The 16,687-nt window shown below is 45.9% G+C and carries 12 protein-coding genes; 7 read left to right on the forward strand and 5 right to left on the reverse strand.

The features are described from left to right. Window positions 1-11 precede the first annotated feature (11 nt). The 4 genes from ACLSSO_RS11210 to ACLSSO_RS11225 all read left to right on the forward strand — a co-directional run bounded on the left by ACLSSO_RS11210 (window position 12) and on the right by ACLSSO_RS11225 (window position 2,131). Window positions 12-176: a hypothetical protein gene (locus ACLSSO_RS11210; RefSeq protein ID WP_295905605.1), complete on the forward strand. Its 165-nt coding sequence runs from the start codon at window positions 12-14 to the stop codon at window positions 174-176. After that, on the forward strand, window positions 157-876 hold the full coding sequence (locus ACLSSO_RS11215; RefSeq protein ID WP_295905607.1) for an outer membrane beta-barrel domain-containing protein: 720 nt from the start codon (window positions 157-159) through the stop codon (window positions 874-876). Before ACLSSO_RS11210 ends, ACLSSO_RS11215 begins: the two co-directional genes overlap by 20 nt. Before the next feature lie 150 nt (window positions 877-1,026). Continuing rightward, window positions 1,027-1,737: a hypothetical protein gene (locus tag ACLSSO_RS11220; protein WP_295905609.1), complete on the forward strand. Its 711-nt coding sequence runs from the start codon at window positions 1,027-1,029 to the stop codon at window positions 1,735-1,737. 79 nt (window positions 1,738-1,816) lie between these two features. Continuing rightward, on the forward strand, window positions 1,817-2,131 hold the full coding sequence (locus tag ACLSSO_RS11225) for a KH domain-containing protein (RefSeq protein WP_413942841.1): 315 nt from the start codon (window positions 1,817-1,819) through the stop codon (window positions 2,129-2,131). A gap of 14 nt (window positions 2,132-2,145) precedes the next feature. On the opposite strand, the gene ACLSSO_RS11230 is transcribed toward ACLSSO_RS11225, so the two are convergent. Beyond that, window positions 2,146-3,009 carry a LysR family transcriptional regulator gene (locus tag ACLSSO_RS11230; protein WP_413942842.1) on the reverse strand — a complete coding sequence of 288 codons (864 nt, stop codon included), beginning with the start codon at window positions 3,007-3,009 and terminating at the stop codon, window positions 2,146-2,148. Between the two features lie 98 nt (window positions 3,010-3,107). Here ACLSSO_RS11230 and ACLSSO_RS11235 point away from each other — a divergent pair, with 98 nt between their 5' ends. Both ACLSSO_RS11235 and ACLSSO_RS11240 read left to right on the forward strand, forming a co-directional pair. Further along, the gene (locus tag ACLSSO_RS11235; protein WP_413942843.1) at window positions 3,108-3,665 is read left to right on the forward strand and encodes a hypothetical protein; all 558 of its coding nucleotides are present in this window, start codon (window positions 3,108-3,110) and stop codon (window positions 3,663-3,665) included. Window positions 3,666-3,810: 145 nt separating this feature from the next. Beyond that, the gene (locus ACLSSO_RS11240) at window positions 3,811-4,113 is read left to right on the forward strand and encodes a hypothetical protein (protein ID WP_413942844.1); all 303 of its coding nucleotides are present in this window, start codon (window positions 3,811-3,813) and stop codon (window positions 4,111-4,113) included. A gap of 63 nt (window positions 4,114-4,176) precedes the next feature. Here ACLSSO_RS11240 and ACLSSO_RS11245 read toward each other — a convergent pair whose 3' ends face one another. After that, entirely contained in the window at window positions 4,177-4,620 is a 444-nt protein-coding gene (locus ACLSSO_RS11245) for a hypothetical protein (RefSeq protein WP_413942845.1), read from the reverse strand. Between the two features lie 277 nt (window positions 4,621-4,897). Between ACLSSO_RS11245 and ACLSSO_RS11250 the strand changes: the two genes are divergently transcribed. Then, a complete protein-coding gene (locus ACLSSO_RS11250; protein ID WP_413942846.1) occupies window positions 4,898-5,458 on the forward strand; it encodes a hypothetical protein in 561 nt (186 codons plus the stop codon). Window positions 5,459-5,519: 61 nt separating this feature from the next. Here the strand turns inward: ACLSSO_RS11250 and ACLSSO_RS11255 are convergent, their stop codons facing one another. The 3 genes from ACLSSO_RS11255 to ACLSSO_RS11265 form a co-directional block, all read right to left on the reverse strand. Then, complete coding sequence (locus ACLSSO_RS11255) at window positions 5,520-5,819, reverse strand: hypothetical protein (protein ID WP_413942847.1); 300 nt, start codon at window positions 5,817-5,819, stop codon at window positions 5,520-5,522. Between the two features lie 202 nt (window positions 5,820-6,021). Beyond that, window positions 6,022-8,694, reverse strand: coding sequence for an RCC1 domain-containing protein (locus ACLSSO_RS11260; RefSeq protein WP_413942848.1), 2,673 nt, complete (start codon window positions 8,692-8,694; stop codon window positions 6,022-6,024). A 1-nt stretch (window position 8,695) separates the two neighbouring features. Then, window positions 8,696-16,198 carry a hypothetical protein gene (locus ACLSSO_RS11265; RefSeq protein ID WP_413944822.1) on the reverse strand — a complete coding sequence of 2,501 codons (7,503 nt, stop codon included), beginning with the start codon at window positions 16,196-16,198 and terminating at the stop codon, window positions 8,696-8,698. Between the last annotated feature and the right edge of the window lie 489 nt (window positions 16,199-16,687).

The raw sequence follows: 16,687 nt of genomic DNA on the forward strand, positions 1-16,687 counted from the left end.
AAAGTCGCAGGGTGAAACTCAATTTTGAAGATGAACTCGTAACGGGCTCTACCGAAAAACCTGATATGAGCAACTTCAACACCAAGACCGATTTCAACTACAAGAAACTGATTCGCGTGAGAGAAAACTTCGTCAATGAAATGGAAGCAGGAATCAATGATTTTAAAGGGAACTAAAAGATTTATTCTTCTTTCCATCCTTCTTACAACTTTCACTTCTCAGGCGGAAGTTATCCAAATCGAAGCAGACGAACTTCCAGCAGAATCCGTTATTCCTATTTTAGATAGTAATATGGCCGTTAAAAATCGCTCTATTCCGTTTTCGGGGCGTCTTGAAATAGGCGTTATGACAGGCTCTGTAATAGATGAAATGTTTTTCAATAGCACTCTCTGGGGCCTACAGCTTTTTTATTATTATAACGAAGATTCTGCTTGGGGAATTAAATATGCGGACCGAACTAAAGGAATTAGCTCTTACTCTGAACAGTTTCAGAATACGTCAGCTCATCTTGATTTCAAAAAAGCCCCTACACCCTCGACAATAATGACTGCATCTTATCGCTGGTCCTTTTTATACGGAAAAATGAGCCTCACCAAAGACACCGTTGTACCCACCGTTCTTTCCACTGAAACAGATATCGGAGTTCACAAAATGGGGTCTCAGAATTTACCGTGGACTTCATTTGGTATCAGTCACAAAGTCTTTATAAAAAAACATATCGGCATCGGTCTGTCCTACCGCCTCTTAATATATCAAGCCCTGGATCCTGCTTCCGCAGATTTGGGATCAAGTGCGCCAACGCCTAGCGAGTCTGATTTTGATAAAAAAATTCAGATCAGCCAAAGTCTTGATGCAGCCCTGACTTACATTTTTTAGGAGCAACACCTTAAAACAAATTTATCGATGTTAAGCTACTAAACGAAATTAATAAACTGACGATTCAAATGTATTAGATACGCTTTAAATATAAAAGTTAGTGAAGCACCGTTTTTGCACTCTACCTTTTCATGTTGCTTGGGGGAAAAGATGAAGATCAATAAGACACATATCATTGTAGCGATTTTTGCACCTGTACTCCTTTTTGGCTTTCAGAACTGTTCCAAACTGGGAACGAACGGAATCGCCGTGGACGATCAAAAATTGACACTTGAAGGGATTGAAGTTGCTGACCCTGTCGTCGGTGCTGAAGAGCCCGCCGTTGAAACGGAAACTCCCGTAAAGGAAACGCCGAACAACGGAAGTAATAGTGGTGGGAACAACGGTGGGAACGGAGGAAGTAGCCCCACAGAAGGTACAGAAGTCGTTTCACAACCCAACGACCCTTCTGCTTCGGAGGACATTGAAGATCCAGAAATCGCTGAAGCCGTGAAAGCTTGTCAGGCATCCGAGCCATTAGCAGAACAAGTAAATGACTTAGACCTCAAGTTTAATCACGAAAGCGTTAAAGTCGACGTCCACCGAGTAACGGCTCTTCAAGGAACGTTTGGCTCCTACGTTCTCATCAGAGCTTCTGGAAATGCCGCTGTTGCAGAGTCCATCCATATTAACAATACAACATTGATTTTGTGCAACTTTGCCCAAATCCAGAACCTTAAAGGTTCACAAAATCGGATTATCGTGGTCGGCGGAGAGATCGCAGAATCACTTCTTAATAACTCAACGTTAGCTCTTGTAAATGCAGATGCTCCCAATACAAAAGGAGCAAATACTATTATCAAACATTACAGCTTAAAGTAGAACTCACATAATCCGTTGCGTTCCCATCACGTCGCAACGGATTCCATCCGAGAAGAAAAACATCAGGAGGAAGAGTTCAATGAATAATTCGAGTGAGGCGTTAACCTTAGAAGATACAACAGTAACCCAAGATGAGGTTCGCAAAAGAATCGCTGCTATTATTCTCATTGTTATGAAAGAGGTGACAGCTGTCGACCATTCGTTAAATGGTAATTTTCTGAATGTGACTTATTATAAAGGTGAAAAAACCACCATCTATAAACTAGATATGCTTCCCGAACATCGTGGAAGAATTATCGGTTCAGCCGGAAAAAATATTCTTTCTCTCAGAACTCTGGTTCAAGCCATGGCAGCCAGCCACGGATTTAGAGCCGTCATTGATTTAGTTGTGTAAGCTCGCATGTCAAATCACCGAGTCGCAGTAAATCTTTGAAGCGCTTTGGGAAGAGGTCGGCCTTTCGGCGTGATTGCGCAAACCTGCGTGCGCGCCTCAAATCCGGGAATCTCTAATTCCTCCAAATTTTCTTTTTCAAGGTACAACTGCGGAACTAAGCTCCAATAAAGACCTTGAGAAATAGCTTCGCACGCTACTTCATAAGAATCATAAATGAACGTTGGTTTTAAGGGAATGCCCAGCCGAACCAAGGCAGGATGTTCTTCGCAAACTTCGATCCCGACAAAGGCTTTCGGAGAGGCTTGAGGATACTTCACCAAAGACTGAACAAGCTCATTGCCCTTCAGCTTGGTTAACGGATGATTTTTTTTAACGACAATAATCAGATTTTCTTTACGAAGAGGATAGATGACCAGAGATGGAGACGCCGTTGGTGCGAAACAGATCCCAAAATCTAGATCACCGCGTGCTACATTTTCGATGACTTGGGCAGAGCGCAAACTGTAATATTCAAATACAAGTTTTGGATGTTCCTCAGCAAGTTCCGTTAGCATCGGAACAAGAAAAGTTTTTGCTAATCCGTGAGTCGCTGCCATTCTAAAAACACCCTCGAGTTCCACATTTTCAGACTGACATTCTTCTTTCGCTCGCGACAGCGCAGTGAGATGAAGCTCAATTTTTTCCGCGAAACTTCTGCCCGTTGCAGATAAGCTAATAGACTTCCCTACTTTTTCAAAGAGAACTTGTCCAAGTTCCTCTTCCAGAGCCGCAATGCTGTGGCTGATAGCGCTGGGGCTTACGTTTAGTCTTCGAGATGCTTTTCCGATGTGTTGCGTTTTCGCTGTTTCTAAAAAATAAGTAAGTTGATCTAGTTTCATGCGTGAAAACTATTCAACTAAAACGATGAAATCAAATCATTTTATTTAATGAATAAATCTTCCTATAGTTGGCGCAACTACTTAACCAAGGAGTCCGTATGAAACTACTTCAATTAACTGGAATCGTAACCTTAACTCTTTCATTTGTTTTTATTGCGCCAACTTTTGCCAAAGGGCCAGGAGGAGTGATGCCTTGTACAGGCAAAGGTTTACCAAGATGTGTAAACCGCGGGCACAGAGTGACGTTGCCGGAAAATAATTCTGCTGAGACTGTTCTCACCGGAATTTACCGTTCCGATTGCAAAATGATCAACGGCAATTTCGCTTCTAGCATCGTGCGCATCAATGCTTCTGCTACGTCATTCGTGATCGATATCCCGAGCGAAATGAATTTGAAGAGTCCCGCCCTCACAACGATTGAATCTTATCCTATCGGAATCAGCCGACTTCACAATTTAGGTGAAGGATTCCGCGAGTACAAAGCAGGCTATAATAACGGAAACTTTGTACTTACAGTTTCTCAAGCTCGCTTTAACGCCGATCCAGTTGAACTAACTGGTACTCAAACAATTGAAAGAACGGGTTTCGGAGTCCTTGTTGTGGAAACTGATGCGCAAGGTACCATCGTAAATCAGTGCACGATGATTCCATATTAATTTTATTTAACTAGCTGAAACTCTACTCTAAAGAGTTTCAGCTTTTAAATAAATTGTTGCTCGTATATTTCGAAGCAGCGTCTTTAACCCCCGGATATTGACCCAACACTTACTTTCAGTTAGCACGTCCTTCAAGGAGTTAAAAATGAAATTACTTATCTGTTTAGCAATATTCTTTGAAACCACTGTGGTTCTGGCTACAGACCTAAGAGCAACGGCTCCTGATATTTGCAAAGTTGAATGCGAATGCTGGGGGCAATTTGGCGGAGATTATGATCAGCGCCCGGCATTTTTAATAGGCGACGTTGAATCTTGGGGATACTGCCCCGTCCATATTAGCGAAGAGTCATTATTTAAATTCCATATCAAAAAGAACAAAGAAAAGTGCAATATGCTGGGAGAATCCTCCGCATCCAGACACTTACGAAATTGCACAAAGAATTTTTAATAAATACTTTGTTTAAAAGGGCACCCCCTTAAAAGGGAGCGCCTAGCGAGTCGTATCTAAGTTCTAGCGACACTTTAATTGCGCGACTTCATCTGAAGAGAGCAATTGCTGATATGCTTTTTCGACTTTGTTTTTTAATACAAGATGCTTCGTGGCTTCTTCGCCGATATAGGCAACAACAGCGAGAGGCCACTCCAGAGTCGCGCCGATAACTCCTGCCGTCGTCGTTTCACGGAATGGATTTTTTGGCTCAGTTGGCGAAAAGGTTACGCCTACTTGCAAGCCCAAATCCACTTGCGACACAGCTCCCTGTTCATTTCGAACCAAGATGTTTGCCACACAAGCGGCTGATGCGTTGTCTTCCTCAAAACAACTGGCTTTACCAATAGAAGCAATACATGATCCGTCTGGCACTTGAATCGCTGACCCAAATGGTGCGGATGCAGCCATGCTCAAACTTCCGCAGATACTTATAATACTAACCAAGATAACTTTCATTTTTTTCATAGAAACTCCTTTGATATAAAAATAAATATGCGAGTCGTGTCGCTCAAAATACAAACCCTTTATCCCTACTCCTTCAAATACGTTGTGCAAAAACTACCTAACTCTTTTCAATTGGCAATAGCCATTTTTTTGACCATCAAGAGACCAGCGATTCAATGACAAAGCCACACGGTCACATTTATTCTCTCTTTTCGATTAATTGAACACGTTTCACCGTTTGCAACCTAAATGCCAAAATATTTTTCGTCAGATAAAAAATAAGAATCAGAGCCGACCCTTGTTACATCAACAGAAACAAAATTGCATAGTATTAAATATTTTATTTACATCGTTGCTTTACGTGAGCAACAGCAACACGCTATGCCTTTTCCTTCGCCATATCGCAATAGCGATGTCATGGAATTTAGCTATCTTTCACGAGCAACAGGAAATTCGAAAAGATGAGGCAAGTGTTTTTGATTTTGGTCCGATATATAGAAAACACCGCGAGGCTCTTGTGGACTCTAATTTCTTTTCTCGTCTTTTAAATGTCTTAAAGAAGAATGATCAGGCTCAGTCCGTAAGGTTGGAAGCCGCCATTGAATTTGATCAAGGCATTATCCTCGGTCAGATTTATAAGATTTCTGCAAGTGGATTTCAAATGATCACCGATTGCAATTGCGACGACATCGCAAACTCTCGAAATATTTCTCTGGTAAATATAGAAGGAAAGTATTTTCCCGTTTTTTTGAAGATCGCCGGACTTCGACGTATTGACGGCAAATTCAGAGAAACTATAGACAATCAAGAATTGAACGGGCTGCTTAAAAAATCTTTTGTAAGTCGAATCTCAAAATGAGCGGCAACGAGAAGCCATTACACATGACCGCCAACTTCTCGCTGCCATCCCAAATTAAATATTAGTGGTCGTGACGGATAATCTTATTGCAGGCAAATCCACAGCGATAAAAGCCTGTGCCCCAGCCGCCCCAGCAGTATTTCGCAACAGGCTCCGTATCAGGTGGGCACCCCTCATTGAAGGGATTGCAGGCCACTGGTTCCATGCTATTCGTAGGCATCGGTGAATCATTGCAATTCGAATGAAGAGGCACAAACTTGATACCTTGACTTGTATTGATTTGCGCTACGTCTTCGTAAGCGAATGACTGCAAACTTAAAAGCGAGATTGTTACTAACAATGCTGACACGATTTTTTTCATAGAATCCTCCCGGATAAATTTGTTTTGAGCGACATGCTCTTGGCAAAGGATCCTAATTTCGGAAGAATAAAAAAGACCACTTAAGAAATTCACAGATGCTGGAATACAAGCGACGAAGAGATTTTCATTCGTGTTGCGATAAACTCAAAAAGCAACATTCTAAAAAAAAGTAATCAACGACTTCTCCTTGCGAAGTTACGATTTATTTTCCAGTCCCTAGTTGGATTGCAGGAAGAGCGTCACCCATTTCTCCAGCACTATCACCTAAACCAGACGTGTTGCCTTGACCTAATTGACCGTAAAAATTAAATCCCCAGCACTTCATTGTCGAATTATCGAGAATAGCACAGGTGTGACTATCACCTAACGCCATCTGCACTGCCGTTCGTCCGGTCCCTAAATTGATCGCTGCCAAGGAGTCTCCCATTTCTCCAGCACCATCGCCTAAATTTGCCGTCGTACCTTGGCCCAATTGACCAGAGCCATTATATCCCCAACACTTCACTGTAGAGTTATCAAGAAGGGCACAGGTGTGACTGTTTCCTGCTGCTATTTGCACAGCGGTTCGACCCGTTCCTAAATTGACAACGGGAAGTGAATCACCCATCTCTCCAGCACCATCGCCTAAATTTGCCGTCGTACCTTGGCCTAATTGACCAAGGTTATTGTTTCCCCAACACTTCACGGTGGAGTTATCCAAAATAGCACAAGTATGATCGGAACCCGCAGTAAGCTGCACAGCGGTTCGCCCTGTTCCTAAGTTGACAACGGGAAGTGAATCACCCATCTCGCCAGCACCGTCACCTAAATTAGCCGTCGTACCTTGGCCCAATTGACCAACTCCGTTGCCGCCCCAACACTTTACGGAAGCATTATCAAGAAGTGCGCACATATGATTGAAGGCTGATACTATTTGCCGTGCAGTTCGTCCTGTTCCTAAATTGATCGCAGCAAGTGAATCTCCCATTTGACCGGGCACATCGCCTAGATTAGATGTGTTGCCTTTTCCTAATTGACCAGACAAGCCGTCCCCCCAGCACTTCACTGTTCCATTGTCTAAAAGAGCGCAGGTGTTCTTATAACTAGTAGAAATTTGTAAGGCCGTTCGGCCTGTACCTAAATCGATCGCGGGTAAAGAGTCACCCATCTCGCCAGCGCCATCACCTAATTTATTTGTATGACCTTGTCCTAATTGGCCGGCATTATTATTTCCCCAGCACTTCACGGTCCCATTGTCTAAAATGGCGCAGGTATGATAAACACCTGCGGAAATCTGCACAGCTGTGCGTCCCGTCCCTAGATCCACCGCCGGTAATGAGTTCGCCATTTCGCCAGCGGCATCTCCAAGATTATTGGTGTGTCCCAATCCTAACTGACCATATGAATTGTTGCCCCAACACTTGACTTGTGAATTTTCCAGGATAGCACAGGTGTGTGAGTCCCCCGTTGCGATCTGCTTAAACCGTCTTGATCGAATTAAGTCCAGATCTTGAACCTTGATCAAACGCGAAGGAGAAGTTCCCAATTTAATCACGGAAAGGGCGTCGCCCATTTCGCCGCCAGCATCGCCTAAACTATTCGTGTTGCCTTGCCCAAGTTGACCATTGTTATTGTATCCCCAGCATTTCACCATCGAGTTATTAAGAAGCGCACAAGTATGGGCAGAGCCTCCTGCTACTTGCAACGCCGTCTTTCCAGTTCCTAAATTTATAGCGGCGAGCGAATCACCCATTTCACCAGCGCCATCACCTAATCGATTTGTGTGGCCTTGACCCAATTGACCGAAATCGTTGCGTCCCCAGCACTTCACGGCAGAATTATCAAGAAGGGCGCAGGTGTGATTGGCAGCCGCTATAATTTGCACAGCCGATCTTCCCGTCCCCAAACTCACTGCCGATAAAGAGTCTCCCATCTCTCCAGCGCCATCACCTAACGTTGTTGTAACGCCCACCCCAAGCTGACCATAGAAGTTATATCCCCAACACTTCACCGTCGAATTATCAAGAAGAGCACAAGCATGAGACTCACCTGCGGTTATTTGCACGGCGGTTCGCCCGGTTCCTAAATTTATCGCCGCAAGAGAATCGCCCATCTCGCCAGCACCGTCGCCCAACGCATTTGCGTGGCCTTGTCCCAGCTGACCGTAAAAATTGTCGCCCCAGCATTTCACAGTGGCGTTATCAAGAAGAGCACAAGTGAAATAAGAACCGGTTACAATTTGCAACGCCGTTCTTCCCGTTCCTAAATTCACCACTGGAAGTGAGTCGCCCATCTCGCCAGCACCATCACCTAATTTATTTGTGTGGCCTTGACCCAACTGACCATAAGTATTGTCACCCCAACACTTCACTGCCGCATTGTCGAGAAGAGCACAGGTGTGCGTATAACCCGTTGCTATTTGTAAAGCTGTTCGCCCCGTACCCAAATTGATCGCGGGAAGCGAGTCGCCCATTTCGCCAGCACCATCACCTAATTTATTTGTATGACCTTGTCCTAATTGCCCGCCGCCGTTATTTCCCCAGCACTTCACCGTGCCATTATCAAGCAACGCGCAGGTGTGATAATAAGCAGCAGAGATTTGCAAAGCCTTTCGGCCTGTCCCTAAGCTGATTGCGGCAAGAGAATTACCCATCTCTCCCACTCCGTCACCAAGAGCATTTATATGTCCTTGCCCCAATTGCCCGTCAGCATTGGCACCCCAACATTTCACATTGGAATCATCTAAAATTGCGCAGGTATGGAACTGTCCTGTTGCAATTTGTTTTACTTTGAAAGAGTTGAGCTGCGACCATGCACCCGTCGGCACAATTCCTCCCGCAAACGACGAGTCCACAATTCCGAAAAAAACAAAAAATGAAAATATAAATCTATTCATTTTACATATCCGAGATATAGCTAACATAAGCCGTGGTTCCCGCTTTCAAAATCGTGATCAAAACGTGACCCGTAGAATTCGTGATCACACCGCCAGCGCAAGCTGGTGCACATCTCCAAGTTGAAACACTTGAACCTGATAGCGTGTAACTTCCGGTATTTTGAACAATGAGCGTGTAACTTGTTCCGTCTTGCATATTATTTAAGACAAGAGTGCCGGCAGCGGCTGTTGTTGAAATGACGTTCGCAGTTGAAAAATCAACCGTCAGACTGGCAATTGATGAATATGCCGTTGTCAAAGATCCACCGGAAACTTGAAGTTTCGAAACCGGACTTGCTGAACCTATACCGACATTTCCGGTTCCCGTGACAAGTGCATAGCCAGAAGCCGATGTGAAATATCCACCGACACCAGCACCAGTTCCATCACCATAAATCCCGTAGGAGGTTGAATTGGCACTTGATTTTCCATAGACACCACTTGCAGGAAAAGATCCTCCCGCGTCTCCAATAACTCCAGAACAACTTGACGGGCCGCCACCACAAGGAGCTTTTCCAGCAACGGCTCCGTTCACATCAAGGGTTTTTGTCGGATTTATGGTTCCAATACCGACATTACCCGTAACACTATCAATTATCATTGCAGTTGAAGAACTCATGCCGTTCCAAAACGTAAAAAATAAGTCATTCTGATTGGCTGCCGTACCCCAAGCATCACCACGACCCTCGATCTCCCAACCTTTTGATGAGGCAGTGGCAAGACCACTGTTTAGTCCGTCCTTCGTAACAATCTCAAGAACCGATGAACTAGTGGCAGCAGCTCCATTTGTACCAAAAGTTGCTCGGGAAGTTCCACTACGTGCAACGTGAAGAGAGGAGTTGACATAAGGAATTGTTCCAATACCAACACTTCCTCCGTTATAATAAATACTACTTCCCGAGGTGGTCCATTGAGACGTCGGTATAGCCGTATTACAAATAACGGAACCTGTTCCGTCCGAAGTACACATCATATTGTTCGTAATACCGCTCACACCAATCAAAGGAACATTGCCTGAAGCTGTTCCGGTATCCTTAATAGCCGCAGTACCAAGACCAAGATTTGATCTTGCCCCCACTGCTGTTGTAGCTCCCGTACCGCCACCTGCGAGTCCCAATGTTCCAAATGCTGGAACGCCGGCACCTGCAGAAAGCAATGCTTGTCCCGAAGTTCCCGCCGCTGTTGTCATGGCTTTACTTCCATCCATGTACAAGATACCACCAGCAGTTACACCAAGAGTTCCGTTGTTAGTACCGCCACGAGCGATTGGTAAAACACCTGTCGTTAATTTGCTGACGTCATGATTTGGAATCATAGCCGTGGTAAGCAAACCACTTGCATCCAATTTTGCAATTTTGTTTGCATCACCAGCTCCGCCCGCCGTTCCCGAATTTAACGTCAACACTGGAGCCGTTGTCGTCGCGGCAACAGAAATATCCGTATTCGCACTTGTCACACTCGTCACAGTTCCGCCACCACCAGAAGCAGCAATCGTGATTCCTCCTGCAGAGTTCGTCACGGTAATTCCAGAACCTGCTGTGATGTTAGCCAACGAAAATCCAGTTCCGTTACCAATAAGAAGCTGTCCGTTCGCCGCATTGGCATCTGGATAACTGACAACTCTCTGTCTTGCTGGCGTACTATTTGTCCAATACAGATTTGTTCCGTTGCTTTCGATGTTCCCACTGACTGGAGTTGTCACCAGAGTTCCCGCAGGGATTCTCATTGGAGAAAGTGCCGTCGTACCAGTTGCGAGCGTCAGCATACCCGTCATTGTGTCGCCAGCTTTTTGAACGGCGCCCGTAATACGAGAATCATTACCCGCAGCAAAAGTTGTTGCCGTTGTGCCTTGCAAACTTGCGATCGTTATATCCGTTGGTGCCGCTGATGCACCTGTATTGTTTCCTTTTAAAGTATTCGCAGCCATATTGGCCATCTTTGCATTTGTCACAGCACTGTTTGCAATTGTGACCGCTCCCGCAGTAGAAATCGTCGCGTCACCCGTCATTGTTTGAGCCACAGCTGTACTCGTACCGTCACCGATCCAAATTTTTCCACTGGCCAATGTTGGCAACGAAGGTGTCGGAGCCTGACACGCAAAACCCGCCGCGGTCCATGTCGGAACGTGTCCTACTGTCGAGCAGGCAAATTCATAAAACTTATTCGTACTATCCACCATGGCGATTCCCGTGGTCGCAGTATTCACTCCGGTGAAATTCAAATCAGAACCAAGAATAGTTCCATCTAAAATTTTTCCCGTTGTTACTGCGTTCGCAGCAATCGTCGCCGCCGCTGAATTAGGTCCCGCCGCTGTCACATCACCAGTTAGTGCCGTGATATAATTGCCCGCCGCCTGTTTTGAGTTGAACGCATCGTAATCTGTTTTACTTAAAAGGCCGGCCGTTGTTCCTGCTGTTGCCGCCATAGGAATGTTCAATGTATGTGTGTCTGAAGCCGAAGACCACGCTGGCGCAGCTCCCGAAGTGCCGATTGCAAATGATTGTGTTGAACCTGTTTGACCACCAAGAGATGTTAGACCCGCACCAGAGACACCCAAAGCTTTTACTGCAGCGCCATCCCAGTATTTCACTTGAGCTGTTGTCGTATTAAACCAAGTTTTACCTTTATCCGCAGCCCCGAAGCCCGCAGTCAAAGTCGTTTCAGTCGCATTTGTGTAATTACCTAAACCAATAGCTCCCGTCATCACATCGCCAGCTTTATTAAGTGGTGTGTATCCCAATGCTGACACTACGTCTGCAGAACCAATATTCGCACCCGTCGTAACACGTCCCTTAGCATCGACCGTTACTTTTGAATAAGTTCCCGCAGTTACTCCCGAGTTTGCGAGTGTCAATGCGCCCGTATTTGAAATCGTCGCATCACCTGACATTGTTTGTGCAACTGCTGCATTCGTTCCATCACCAATCCATATTTTTCCGTTAGCAAGTGAAGGTAGAAGTGGTGTTGGCGCCTGACATGCCCAGCCTGTTGCCGTCCACGTCGCTACGTTACCTGTAGTTCCGCAAGCGAAATCAAAAAATTTTCCCGTGCTATCTTTGATAACCAGGCCCGACGTCGCTGTATTGACTCCGCCGTAATTGAGATCTGCACCTACGATAGTTCCATCTAAAATTTTTCCTGTTGTCACTGCGTTCGCAGCAATCGTCGCGGCCACTGATCCAGGACCTGTCGCAGTTACGTCCCCCGTTAAGGCAGTGACATAATTTCCTGCAGGTTGTTTCGTATTAAACGCATCATAATCCGTTTTACTTAAAAGACCGGCTGTCGTACCCGCAGTCGACGCCATTGGAATATTCAACGTGTGAGTGTCGGAAGCTGAAGACCATGCTGGAGCAGTTCCAGCATTGCCAACCGCAAAGGACTGTGTTGAACCTGTTTGTCCACCAAGAGATGTTAAGCCTGCGCCAGAAACACCTAGCGCTTTCACAGCTCCATCCCAATACTTAATTTGATTTGATGTCGTGTTATACCAAACTTTACCTTTGTCAGCTGCAGTTAAACCCGCTGGATCCGATGCAACACTATTCAAACCTAAAAGTCCTGTCATCACATCGCCAGCTTTATTCACCGGAGTGTAACCTAAGGCTGTTGTTACGTCTGAAGATGCAATATTAGCTCCCGTTGTCACGCGGCCTTTGGCATCGACAGTTACCTTTGAATATGTTCCCGCCGTCACTCCTGAATTCGCAAGCGTTGTCGCCGTTGATCCGGCAGTGGAAGTCACATCACCTGTCAACGCAGGCATTCGCGCCGCCGCTAAAGTTCCTGTTGCATCCGCTGTTCCAAGATCCACAGAGTTTTTAGTCGCAAGAGTTCCCAGACCTGTTACATCAGAGTTTGAAAGTTGTGCCGCCACCCAATTCGTTCCATTCCAGCGAAGTGTTTGACCTGATGTTGTACCATTTGAAATAGAAATTACGGGAGCAGCGCCACCCGAACTTGCAAGCGGTGCCGTTGCTGTAACACCAGTCACAGTTCCCGTTCCAGCGTTATCAGTTCCGCAAATCCAACCTGTGCCGTTCCATTTTAAAACTTCGTTATTCGCACAAGCCACGTTGTTAGGTTTATAAGAAAGATATTGTCCTGCAGCCGACGATACGCGATCCACACGAACATTATTTACGGTTACGGCTCCTGCCGTACTGATAGCCGCATCACCTGACATTGTTTGTGCCACAGCTGCATTAGTCCCATCACCAATCCAAATTTTTCCACTCGCCAATGCTGGCAAAAGAGGCGTTGGAGTTTGGCAGGCCCAACCCGTCACAGTCCACGTCGCCACATCTCCCGTTGTTCCACAGGCAAAATCAAAAAACTTTCCGGTATTATCTTTAATGACCAATCCGGAAGTGGCAGCATTAAGCCCCGTATAGTTAAGATCCGTACCTAAAATAGTTCCATCTAAAATTTTTCCCGTGCTCACCGCATTCGCAGCAATTGTTGCCGCCACGGAGCCTGGGCCAGACGCAGTCACATCGCCAGTTAATGCAGTTAGGTAATTACCCGCGGCTTGTTTTGCATTGAACGTATCATAGTCAGCTTTGCTTAAGAGCCCCGCTGTCGTTCCGGCACTTGATGCCATAGGGATATTCAATGTATGAGTATTTGAAGCTGAAGACCAACCGGGAGCAAGACCTGCAGCTCCAATTGCAAATGTCTGCGTAGATCCGGTTTGACCACCAAGAGATGTCAATCCAGCACCAGAAATGCCCAATGCTTGGACCGCACTACCATCCCAGTACTTCACCTGGTTGGTCGTTGTATTAAACCAAGTTTTACCTTTGTCACCGGCGCCGTAACCAGAGACCAAGGTTGCCTCGGTTGCATTGGTATAATTACCTAAACCGATACTGCCCGTCATGACGTCGCCAGCTTTATTGAGTGGCGTGTAACCTAAAGCTGCCGTCACATCAGACGAACCAATGCTTGCGCCAACGGTCACGCGACCTTTTGCATCGACTGTCACTTTCGAATACGTCCCCGCTGTTACACCCGAGTTAGCAAGCGTTGTAGTTAAAGAACCCGCTGTTGAAGTTACATCGCCCGTCAAGGCCGGCATACGTCCCGCAGCCAAAGTTCCCGTGGCGTCCACGGTTCCAAGATCCACAGAATTTTTTGTCGCTAAAGAACCAAGACCAGTTACATCAGAATTTGAAAGTTGTGCTGCAATCCAATTCGTTCCATTCCAACGAAGAGTTTGACCATCTGTCGAACCATTAGAGATTGAAATTACGGGAGCAACACCACCGGAACTAGCTAAAGGAGCTGTTGCTGTAACACCTGTCACAGTTCCCGTTCCTGCATTATCAGTTCCGCAAATCCAACCCGTACCGTTCCATTTTAAAACTTCATTATTCGCACAGGCTGCATTATTCGGTTTATACGAAAGATATTGTCCTGCTGCTGATGAAACTCGATCTATGCGCACATTATTTACCGTTACAACACCAGTACCATCAATTGTCGCATCACCTGACATGGTCTGTGCAACTGCCGCATTCGCTCCATCACCGATCCAAATTTTTCCACTGGCTAATGAAGGCAAAAGTGGTACCGGAGCCTGACACGCAAAACCTGTCGCTGTCCAAGTTGGAACATCTCCCGTCGTCGCACATGCAAAGTTAAAGAACTTTCCAGTGGAATCAACAACCGCAATTCCTGATGTCGCCGTATTCACTCCTGAGAAATTCAAATCAGAACCCAGAATAGTTCCATCAAGAATTTTTCCAGTTGTTACTGCGTTCGCAGCAATTGTTGCAACCGCAGAGCCGGAACCGGATGCTGTTACGTCACCAGTCAACGCAGACAAACCGGAGCCCGCGGCACCTAATGCAATCGCCGTAGATCCATCCCAATACTTTACTTGATTTGTCGTGATATTATACCAAGTTTTACCCTTGTCGCCTGAGCCGAACCCAGCAATCAAAGCGGTTTCTGATGCATTTGTATAACTGCCTAAGCCAATTGCGCCAGTCATGACATCGCCAGCTTTGTTAAGTGGCGTATAACCTAAGGCCGTCACCACATCAGCTGAATCTACATCTGCACCGGTTGTCACACGCCCTTTGGCATCGACAGTCACTTTTGAATAAGTTCCCGCCGTGACACCGGAGTTCGAAAGTGTTAAAATGCCAGCATTGGAAAGCGTGGCGTCTCCGGTTAGATTTTGCTCTTGCGCTTTGTTCGTTCCGTCACCGATCCAAACTTTTCCGTCGCTCAACGTTGTATTGTTGGCAACATCAGCGGTTCCGCAAATCCAATCACTGCCGTTGTACTTAAGAATCTCTCCGACGGCGCATGTTTTCGCGATAAAGTTTTTTGCAGAACTTCCGTCCCAATATTTGACGGTGTTCGTTGTTGAGTTGTACCAGATTTTCCCAGCGTCTGCGGCTGTGAGTCCCGCAGGATCAGAGGCGTTATTGGAAAGATGCAAAGACTTTCCCGCATTCATCGTGATGTAACCTGCATAAAGCAGATTATTTCCTGACATATTAATATCACCAGAAAGAGTTCCCCCCGAAAGTGGTAACTTTGTCGTGTCATTAACAGTAATGCCTATCGCAGCCACAACTCGGCCTTGAGCATCTACTTGCAATTGCGGAATCGTATTAGCCGAGCCATAAGTCCCTGCTGTAACCCCCGTCGCACTCAAAGCAGAACAAACAAATGAATCAGAAGCAGAACTCCATATTAAAAACTCATTGAGCCCGCAAGAAGATGCAGGCCAAGGACTTGTCGAATTGGCGTTTGTCATGTCCGTATAATTCATTTTTTGCGCGACCCAAGCACTGCCATCCCAACGAAGCGTCTGTCCGGCAACAGCGCCTGCACTAAGAGAAATAACGGGCGTTCCTCCGCCACTGCTGTTCAATGGCGATTGCGCGGTGACCGAGGTCACCGTCCCGACGCCCGCGTTATCGGTAGCACAAGCCCAAGCAGAACCATTCCATTTTAAAATTTCATTGTTAGCACAGTTAAGTCCTGCAATTCCTGAAATCGGCGAAGGTACTCCCGTCAATGCGTTCCAAGGAACATTCGCGAGATTTGTTCCGTCTTTAGGGTCATAGGAGGTAAATCCACTTCCATTCCACACGACACCTTGATTCGCTGATACGGTCATCTTGTCAAAGTAGTCTTCGAGCAAAGCCTGACTGAGCTTAGATGATGTTTGAATAAATTCGCTTGCCGACTTACCTTCTAGTCTTTCGGACTCGATAGCAAAGGCCGTTGCACGAATGTTAAAGTCGACGTCGATGGTGTCGGAATAAGCATTAAAAATCAGACGAAGACGTCTGCCATCTTGTTCCCCGGCCGTTGGAGTATAGGTACAAGTTCCAACTCCACCCGAAACCGAGTTCAAATTAGACTTGGAAGCGTTATTATTGAACACGGAACCCATAGTAAAACCTGGATCTCCGGCACTGCGAGTTCCCCCACCTACCACCAAGTTCAAGTACCCTTCAGTAACATTTATACTGGCATGGGTCTCATCGTATAAAATACAATCATTGGGAGACAATACTTGGAGTCGAAGCGGAACCCCGGTGACCGTCAACGGATTACCATTAGGTTGTTTAATATAAGCTTGAAATGTCATGCCTTTATGAACCTGGGCGTGGACATATTGAGGTAATAAGGCGAGAAGGACCCCCAGGAAACTCCACATGAAGTTACTCATAAAAGACTCCTTCAACTTGATATCCGTTTGCCAACTTTTTCTTTTGTGCTAACTCATTCCACGTACCCTGAATTTTGTATCCGGAAGCCGTTGTAACGAACTCCGTCTGGGTCATCTCGGCCTGGCCAACTTTAGTTTGTTTATGATCGTTTTGTTCCGCCGGCGCAGTTATATTCGCGATGGACGCCTCAAGGCCGCATCCGGATAAAAGGATCGCCTGGGTCGATATAAAAAAAGTCATAATTTTTAGAGCAG

The sequence above is a fragment of the Bdellovibrio sp. HCB-162 genome (genome assembly GCF_047344985.1).
Taxonomy (GTDB): domain Bacteria; phylum Bdellovibrionota; class Bdellovibrionia; order Bdellovibrionales; family Bdellovibrionaceae; genus Bdellovibrio.

Bases quoted from the DNA above. Each gene is read 5' to 3' on its own strand.
- ACLSSO_RS11215 (WP_295905607.1), top strand. From the start codon at position 157: ATGATTTTAAAGGGAACTAAAAGATTTATTCTTCTTTCCATCCTTCTT.
- ACLSSO_RS11220 (WP_295905609.1), top strand. From the start codon at position 1,027: ATGAAGATCAATAAGACACATATCATTGTAGCGATTTTTGCACCTGTA.
- ACLSSO_RS11225 (WP_413942841.1), top strand. From the start codon at position 1,817: ATGAATAATTCGAGTGAGGCGTTAACCTTAGAAGATACAACAGTAACC.
- ACLSSO_RS11230 (WP_413942842.1), bottom strand. From the start codon at position 3,009: ATGAAACTAGATCAACTTACTTATTTTTTAGAAACAGCGAAAACGCAA.
- ACLSSO_RS11235 (WP_413942843.1), top strand. From the start codon at position 3,108: ATGAAACTACTTCAATTAACTGGAATCGTAACCTTAACTCTTTCATTT.
- ACLSSO_RS11240 (WP_413942844.1), top strand. From the start codon at position 3,811: ATGAAATTACTTATCTGTTTAGCAATATTCTTTGAAACCACTGTGGTT.
- ACLSSO_RS11245 (WP_413942845.1), bottom strand. From the start codon at position 4,620: ATGAAAAAAATGAAAGTTATCTTGGTTAGTATTATAAGTATCTGCGGA.
- ACLSSO_RS11255 (WP_413942847.1), bottom strand. From the start codon at position 5,819: ATGAAAAAAATCGTGTCAGCATTGTTAGTAACAATCTCGCTTTTAAGT.
- ACLSSO_RS11260 (WP_413942848.1), bottom strand. From the start codon at position 8,694: ATGAATAGATTTATATTTTCATTTTTTGTTTTTTTCGGAATTGTGGAC.